Annotated in this window: 6 protein-coding genes; 4 read left to right on the top strand and 2 right to left on the bottom strand. The window is 52.8% G+C overall.

Annotation, left to right across the window (positions count from 1 at the left end):
* Nucleotides 1-161: 161 nt before the first annotated feature.
* Nucleotides 162-812 (top strand): YqiA/YcfP family alpha/beta fold hydrolase, encoded by a 651-nt coding sequence (locus H6F80_RS25880; protein ID WP_190794394.1) that lies wholly within the window; start codon nucleotides 162-164, stop codon nucleotides 810-812.
* A gap of 23 nt (nucleotides 813-835) precedes the next feature.
* On the opposite strand, the gene H6F80_RS25875 is transcribed toward H6F80_RS25880, so the two are convergent.
* Nucleotides 836-1,876 (bottom strand): tetratricopeptide repeat protein, encoded by a 1,041-nt coding sequence (locus H6F80_RS25875; RefSeq protein ID WP_190794393.1) that lies wholly within the window; start codon nucleotides 1,874-1,876, stop codon nucleotides 836-838.
* A gap of 351 nt (nucleotides 1,877-2,227) precedes the next feature.
* Between H6F80_RS25875 and H6F80_RS25870 the strand changes: the two genes are divergently transcribed.
* Nucleotides 2,228-3,856 (top strand): B12-binding domain-containing radical SAM protein, encoded by a 1,629-nt coding sequence (locus H6F80_RS25870; protein WP_347277929.1) that lies wholly within the window; start codon nucleotides 2,228-2,230, stop codon nucleotides 3,854-3,856.
* Nucleotides 3,857-4,213: 357 nt separating this feature from the next.
* The gene (locus H6F80_RS25865; protein WP_190794391.1) at nucleotides 4,214-5,242 is read left to right on the top strand and encodes a glycosyltransferase family 2 protein; all 1,029 of its coding nucleotides are present in this window, start codon (nucleotides 4,214-4,216) and stop codon (nucleotides 5,240-5,242) included.
* A 248-nt stretch (nucleotides 5,243-5,490) separates the two neighbouring features.
* Here the strand turns inward: H6F80_RS25865 and H6F80_RS25860 are convergent, their stop codons facing one another.
* Nucleotides 5,491-6,405: a hypothetical protein gene (locus H6F80_RS25860; RefSeq protein ID WP_190794390.1), complete on the bottom strand. Its 915-nt coding sequence runs from the start codon at nucleotides 6,403-6,405 to the stop codon at nucleotides 5,491-5,493.
* A gap of 186 nt (nucleotides 6,406-6,591) precedes the next feature.
* On the opposite strand from H6F80_RS25860, the gene puuE reads away from it, so the two are divergent.
* A complete protein-coding gene (gene puuE, locus H6F80_RS25855) occupies nucleotides 6,592-7,521 on the top strand; it encodes an allantoinase PuuE (RefSeq protein WP_190794389.1) in 930 nt (309 codons plus the stop codon).
* The last annotated feature ends 388 nt before the right edge of the window (nucleotides 7,522-7,909 follow it).

The raw sequence follows: 7,909 nt of genomic DNA, 5'->3' as shown, positions 1-7,909 counted from the left end.
AGAAATCAAAAATGAAACAAAAGGAATCAAAAATGAGATTAATTGACTATAGCCGCTGAAGCTTTAAAAACCGTCTTTCAACTGATATAAGCCCATCGTCATAAGCAAAATAACGATTCGCAAAATCACAATCAGCAAAACAACCAGGAAGAAACGATCGCGTGAGCAGTCCCTTTATTTACTTGCATGGTTTTGCATCCAGTCCCCGATCGGCAAAGGCTCAGGATTTGCGCGATCGATTTCAGGCATTTGGCATTGCGCTGATCACACCTGACCTGAATCAGCCTGACTTTGCCCAGCTTACCCTGAGCCGCCAGCTTGAGCAGGTTGCCGCCCTTTTGCCGATCGATCAGCCCGTCACAATCATTGGTTCCAGCTTTGGTGGACTTACGGCTGTCTGGCTTGCCGAGCGACATCCGCAGATTGAGCGGTTAATTTTGCTGGCTCCAGCGTTTCAGTTTTTGGCGCAGTGGCTTCCCCAACTAGGCGAGTCTACCGTGCAGCAGTGGCAGGCGCAGAATTTCCTCGGGGTCTACCACCATGCCGAACAAAAAATGCTGCCCCTAACGTATTCGTTTGTTGCCGATCTCAAACAGTATGACGATGCTCAGCTTCAGCGATCGGTTCCCACTCTGCTCCTGCACGGAACCCAGGACGACGTGATTTCGATTCAGGCAAGCCGAGACTATGCCAAAAGGCGATCGAAAGTGCGGCTGATCGAACTGGACAGCGACCATGGCCTGGGCAATGTGACCGACGAGATCTGGAAGGCAATCTGTGGATTTTGCCAGTTGCCCTCAGCGAGTGTTTGAGCCGTCACGGGTTTGAACCGTCGCTAAGGAGCTAGAAGGGTAGCGTTAGGATAGCGGTTTGCTTTTTCATAATCCCCGATCGCCTGACAGGCGGCTTTCAAGCTGAGAATGGCCTGCTGCTGCTGGCGGCTATTTTTCAGCACTCCTAAAACGGTGATGCGCTGCTCATAAAACTCGATCGCGAGGCGATGATGTCCCAGGCTGTCATGAATAATGGCAAGACTATCAAGGGTTTGCTCTTCGAGATCTAAATCGCTCAGGCTGCGGGCGATCGCAAGCCGCTGATGATGATAAGCAATCGCTTTGAGAGCATCGCCCATGCGGTAGCAGGCACTGGCAAGATTGCGAAGAATTTGCGCTTCGGTATGGCGATTGGGAAGCTGGCGGGCGATCGTGAGTAAATGCTCGTAGCAAATGACGGTTTCCACAAAGTTGCCAACGGCATGGTGGGCATTGCCCATGTTGCGGAGTACCTGTCCTTCGACCTGCAAATCCTGAAGCTCGCGGGCGATCGCTAAGCCCTGCTCGTAGGAGTCGATGGCGCGAGCATAGTCCCCCGCCGCTTTGTATGCCATACCGAGATTGTTCAGGGCTGCCATTTCGCCGCGCCGATCGCCGATTTCTTTCGCGACATCCAGGCTTTGATGCTTGTAGAAAATCGCTCTGCTATAGTCTTCCAGGTGGCGGTAAGCGTTTCCGAGGCTTGCAAGTGCTTGCCGCTCCGTCGGGCGGTCTTCGATCTGGCGAGCAATGGCTAAGCTCTGGTGGGAACAGGCGATCGCCTCTGGATAGTTGCTGAGTCCGTAATAGGTCAAGCCCATGCCTCCCAATACGCGCCCTTCTCCCTGGAGATCTTGAAGAGCACGATACATCCCCAGAGCTTGCTGGAAGGTTTTGAGGGCTGGCTGAAACTCGCGAAGCTGGTATTGCTCGATGCCTTTTTCAAGCAGGCAGTCGGCTCCGGTTTTACACGAGTCAAGCGATTGGGCAAATGTTGACTGAACGTTTAAAACCCGTTCGGATAAGGGAACGTAAGTCCCGTGCTGCTCATCAAATGGTTTCATTGAAATTGCCCTTCACGCTCAAGAGATAGCAGATTCACTGCCGAAATAAACAACCTGTCGCTCGTAGATGCAGCAAAGACTAAAACAGAGCCAGGGAACAGAAGATTGTCCGCAAGAGGGTTTAGCAGAGATCCTGTCAGCAGAACGGCTTGAAAGGATGATCTTGCACAACTCACAACTATCTTTGATCTAAATAAGAAGACCTCAAAAAACCCACGGTGGATGTTCTGAATTTCCCGTCCTCTTTCATGAAGCGGAGGAATTGGGCTAAGCATAAATACGGATGAAAGCGATCGACTCGGCTGAAATGCTAGGCTGAAAGGAACTAATGCCCCATTGTCAAATCAACCTGTGACTGTTTTTGCTGCTGAACGGCTCCTGTTTACGCCTGCGGCTCCTGCCCTGGATGCGATTCCGCTCATTTTTGCTTTTCCAAACGAATATAGTGTTGGTATCACCAGCCTGGGCTATCAGGTGGTCTGGGCAACACTGGCAGCGCGTTCTGATCTGGCAGTGGCGCGGCTATTTACCGACCTGCACGAACCCCTGCCCACTGACCCAGAACTGCTAGGATTCTCAGTATCCTGGGAGCTAGATTATGTGAATATTCTAGGGCTGCTGGAGTCGCTGCAAGTTCCGATTCGCGCTGCCGATCGCACCGATGCCGATCCGCTGATTTTTGGCGGCGGACCCGTGCTAACTGCGAACCCAGAACCCTTTGCTGACTTTTTTGATGTGGTGCTGCTGGGCGATGGAGAGCTGTTGCTAGAGGCGTTTATCGATGCCTATCAGCAAGTCCGTACTGCCGATCGCGCTACCCAGTTACGTCATTTGGCGCAGGTTCCGGGAATTTACGTTCCTAGCCTGTATCACGTCACCTATGAGTCTCCAGATGGACTGATTCAAGCGATCGAGCCAATTGCCGCTGATATTCCGTCAATCGTCCAGAAGCAGACTTATCGGGGCAATACACTGTCTGCCTCAACGATCGTTACTGAGAAAGCCGCCTGGGAAAATATCTACATGGTGGAAGTGGTGCGGAGTTGCCCGGAGATGTGCCGCTTCTGCCTTGCCAGCTATTTAACCCTGCCCTTCCGAACGGCAAATCTGGAAGAATCTCTGATTCCGGCGATCGATCGTGGGCTACAAGTCACCGATCGTCTGGGCTTACTGGGAGCCTCAGTCACACAGCACCCCGAATTTGAAGCGTTGTTAAACCACCTGGATCAGCCTCAGTATGATTCGGTACGGGTCAGCATTTCCTCGGTGCGTACGAATACGGTGACACCCAAATTGGCACAAGCCCTGGTGAAGCACGATACGCGCTCGATCACCATTGCCGTCGAAAGCGGCAGCGATCGTATTCGACGCGTGATCAACAAAAAGCTAGAAACCGACGAGATTCTTCAGGCGGCGCAAAACGCCAAAGCTGGAGGACTGAGCGCAATGAAGCTTTACGGCATGGTCGGCATTCCCACGGAGGAACCCGAAGACCTGGAGCAGACCGTTTCCCTGATGCGAACCCTGCAAAAATCCACGCCCGGATTGCGGCTCACCCTGGGATGCAGTACCTTTGTGCCCAAGTCGCACACGCCGTTTCAGTGGCATGGGGTAAATCCCGATGCAGAAAAGCGGCTCAAACTGCTGCAAAAACAGCTTCGTCCTCACGGGATTGATTTTCGTCCTGAAAGCTATAACTGGTCAGTAATTCAAGCTCTGATTTCAAGAGGCGATCGGCGGCTATCGGGCTTGCTGGAGCGAGTGCGGCACTATGGTGATTCTCTGGGCAGCTACCGACGGGTGTTTAAGGAAATGAAAGGACAGTTGCCCGACTTGAGTTTCTACGTTCATGCAGATTGGTCAACTGAGCAGATCCTTCCCTGGCAGCATCTTCAGGGTCCGCTTCCGCTGGCAACGCTAATCAAGCACCGAGAAAGCGCGATCGAGGCAGCAGGTTTACCCTTCCTTCAGCCTGCTTAATTGAAAAGATTGAAAAGGATGTTTGAAAGTCTGTATTGACCCCCTGAAACCACCCCTGACTCTTCAATTCGGGTTATTGGTACCCATTGGTTATTAGTACCTATCAGTTCCTGAGCAGGTGTTTGGAGTTTTGCCACTGCTCAAACCACCTTCAAACTCCTGACTTCCCTTTTCTGCCTTCTACTTCCATGCATGAGCCGATCGATAGAGATTCCCTGACCCTCAGCGAATCTTAATCAACCCGCGCCACTCCGTAAAGACTCGACGAGTCCGGATCGATCACATCACGAATTTTCAGTAGAGATGCTTACAATTTCAGTGGAATTTTCCGCTTAAATGCAGCAGGATCAGGCGCACATGAACAGTATTGGCGTTGTGGCGATCGGTCGTAATGAGGGAGAACGGCTGATACGCTGTCTCAATTCCTTGATTGCCCAACTTCCCGCAGGCACGCCGATCGTCTATGTTGACTCAGGTTCTACAGACGGCAGTGTAGCAGCCGCTCAAGCTCTGGGCGTGCAGGTGGTCGAACTGGATATGACGATTCCCTTCACGATGGCACGCGGGCGCAATGCTGGATTTCGCTATTTGATCGAGCACTGTCCTGAGATTCAGTACGTGCAGTTTATTGACGGTGACTGCGAACTGATCGAAGGCTGGATCGAGCAAGCCGTTTCTTTTCTCGATAGCAATCCGCAGCTCGCGATCGTCACAGGACGGCGGATAGAGCGATATCCAGAAGCTTCGATTTATAACCTGCTGGCAGATCTGGAGTGGAATACACCCGTCGGGGAAGCAACTGAATGCGGCGGCGATATTCTGGCGCGAGCCAGTGCAATTCGAGAAGTGAATGGCTATAACGAAAGCCTGATTGCCGGAGAAGAGCCGGATATGTGTATGCGGCTGCGGCAAAAGGGATGGAAAATCTGGCGGATTGATGTGAAGATGACGCTGCACGATGCGGCGATGACCCGCTTTAGCCAGTGGTGGAAGCGATCGGTGCGGGGAGGCTGGGCGGCAGCAGCGGGGGCAGCCATGCACGGTCGCTCACCAGAAAAGTTCCGAGTCAAAGAATGCCGTAGTGGCTGGCTCTGGGGCGCAATTGTGCCGAGTCTGGCGATCGGGCTTGTTCCTATCACGCAGGGCTTTAGTCTCATGCTGCTGCTGGGCTACCCCTACCAGATGTGGCGCATTTATCGCTATCGGCGCAATTTTGGAGATCAACCCGCGGCAGCGCGAATCTATAGCAGGTTCTGTGTGCTGTCCAAGTTTCCTCAGGCGATCGGGCAATTCAAGTACTGGCTGCAACGGTGGCAGGGGAAACAGGCAACGCTGATTGAGTACAAGGCTGCCCCACAGGTGGCGAAGTATCAGGCAGAGGTGTAAAGAGGTCGGTAGATAGGTGAATAGGAGCGGTCGATCGGAGGCGTTCTGGTTCCTTGGCAGACTGAGCATTCGTGAAGATGGATCTCATAAATCCGACATTCAACATCTCCTCGGCGTGATCGCCCTGCCAAAATTCTGAGGCGTTTCCTAACCGCAGCAAGCAAACTTGCCCTTGTTTTAGGAACTGCCTGAGGAAATCCAGCCAAACTCCCGATCGACTTTTAATCGACTTTTACCAGATGCGCTGGTTAAGGCAACGGAAGGAGGTTCTGTCCCTGGAAGTTTGCCCCGGTTTCTGTTACCCAGCCTTCGCGGGGCGAGCCGTTAATGCTGGTGTAGCGCACTAGCCGCCAAGAGCGAGTGTTAAAGTTCTGCTGGCGAGGTGGGGCGACATCTGTAACGGTTGAACCCCCTGCTGGACCATCTATTTGACCGTTTATCGTCTGAAATTCTCCGCCTGGAGATGTGCGGGCAGCCAAACCTGTAGACGGTACAACCCGGTAGGAACGTCCGGTGGGAGTCGGGGTGGGGCTGGGAGACGGACCCGCATTACAGTCGGTTAATAGAGTTGAGGTTGGCACGTAGCCAAGCTGGGGTGCGCTAATCTGCACATACTGTACTCCTCCGGAACTGTTGTAAGCAATAACTCCTGTGAGCGTAATTCGGGTAAAGGGTTGAATTGTTCTGACAAACGTATTGCGGGTCACGTCCGCAGAGAGATTGATCGGTTGGGAACCGCTCGATCGACAAACTCCAATGAAACTGGCACGCTCATAAAGCTGAGGTTCGCCTGCACGGGGAGCTGCTGCGGGGGCTACTGGAGCCGGAGATGGGGTTGGAGCCGGAGCCTGAGCGGGAGCCGGACGAGTTTGAGCCGGAGCGGGAGTTTGAGCCGGAGCGGGAGCCGGGGCAGGGCGGGTTTGAGCCGGAGCGGGAGTTTGAGCCGGGGCAGGAGCCGGAGCTGGGGCAGGAACCGGAGTGGGAGCCGGAGTAGAAGTCTGAGCGATCGTCGCTTCACTGGCTGGAACAGAGCTGACCGCTGCTGGAGTAACGCTACCTAGCTCGATCGTTGTTGCCTGGGCAACTGGAGCAGTGAGTCCTCCGGTGGCAGCAAGCGAAAGCACAATCCCGGCTCTTCTGAAGGTTTTTTTCGTCAAGCGCATTTTAATACACTCCTCTAACACAGAAAATCTGCTGGAAGTCTATCACGTTGCCCAGGGGGTCGAATTATTGCTTTTTGATGACGAGGAAATTTGGTTCTCTTGCAGTTGAAAGACTGCCAAAGTATCTTCGGATCGGCGTAACAGTAAACGGCTCAAGACATCACTCAAGGGATTGCCTGACTCGATATGCAAAATTTTTATCCCAGCGACTCCTATCCCAGAGATATGGTGGGTTACGGGCGCACTCCTCCCCATCCCCAATGGCAAAATCAGGCGCGAATTGCCGTTCAGTTTGTGATCAACTACGAAGAAGGCGGCGAAAACTGCATTTTGCACGGCGATCCAGCTTCAGAAGCCTTTCTGTCTGAAACGATCGGCGCAACACCGCTGATGGGAGTTCGCAATCTGAATATGGAGTCGGTCTATGAGTACGGCAGTCGGGCGGGCTTTTGGCGGCTGCATCGGCTATTTACCGATCGCCAGCTTCCGGTCACGGTTTATGGAGTGGCAATGGCACTGGAGCGAAATCCCGAAGCGGTTGCGGCAATGCTGGAAGCAGACTGGGAAATTGCCAGCCACGGCTATCGCTGGATCGACTATCAGTATTTTGGCGAGGAAACCGAGCGAGAACATCTCAAAAAGGCGATCGAGATTCATACTCGCGTCACAGGCAGTCGTCCTCTCGGCTGGTACACGGGTCGCATCAGCCCCAACACACGCCGACTCGTCGTGGAAGAAGGCGGTTTTCTCTACGATGCAGACAGCTACGCCGACGATTTGCCCTACTGGAACAATGACTACGGCAAATCGCATCTGGTTATTCCCTACACGTTGGATGCCAACGATATGCGGTTTGGGACGTATCAGGGTTTTAATTCTGGCGATCAGTTTTTTGCCTACCTGCGCGATGCCTTTGACACCCTTTATGCTGAAGGCGAAACTGCTCCCAAAATGATGAGCGTTGGGCTTCACTGTCGATTGGTCGGTAGGCCCGGACGGGCGGCTGCGCTGGCAAGATTCCTGGACTATGTGCAAAAGCACGATCGCGTCTGGATTTGTCGTCGCATCGAGATTGCGCGTCACTGGCATCAGCACCATCCGCCGACTCAGCTTTAGAATTCAGCCTTAGGAAAAATCACCAGGATAGAAAGCGCGGCTCAGGCGTTAGCAAAACTCATGCACCTGAGCCCTGCCTCGCGTTATCATTACCATCGTCATGCCTGCTTCGGGTCGCTGTCGCAGGGTGGCAAGCACTTCTCTCCCCACGAAGCGCAAACAAGAAGTGAAGTTGAAGTGACACTGCATCCAAAATAAGCAGAATATCAAACTTTATTTAAGCTTTATCCAAGCTTCTGCCAGTAGACGCTCTACCTTGCTAACTCACATCTTCTGACACACAATGTAAGCAGTTTACAAAATTTTTCTCCTCTCAAAAAGCAGCGAAAAATTCTGTTTGCAAACCTTTTCTAAAGCAGCAATTTATTTTTCGGTTCGTCAAAGCTGT

The sequence above is a fragment of the Leptolyngbya sp. FACHB-711 genome, assembly GCF_014695615.1.
GTDB lineage: Bacteria > Cyanobacteriota > Cyanobacteriia > Elainellales > Elainellaceae > Leptolyngbya_A.
The sequence above is the reverse complement of the archived record's forward strand: the minus strand, read 5'-3'. Positions and strand labels throughout refer to the sequence as shown.

Bases quoted from the DNA above. Each gene is read 5' to 3' on its own strand.
- H6F80_RS25865 (WP_190794391.1), top strand. From the start codon at position 4,214: ATGAACAGTATTGGCGTTGTGGCGATCGGTCGTAATGAGGGAGAACGG.
- H6F80_RS25860 (WP_190794390.1), bottom strand. From the start codon at position 6,405: ATGCGCTTGACGAAAAAAACCTTCAGAAGAGCCGGGATTGTGCTTTCG.
- puuE (WP_190794389.1), top strand. From the start codon at position 6,592: ATGCAAAATTTTTATCCCAGCGACTCCTATCCCAGAGATATGGTGGGT.
- H6F80_RS25875 (WP_190794393.1), bottom strand. From the start codon at position 1,876: ATGAAACCATTTGATGAGCAGCACGGGACTTACGTTCCCTTATCCGAA.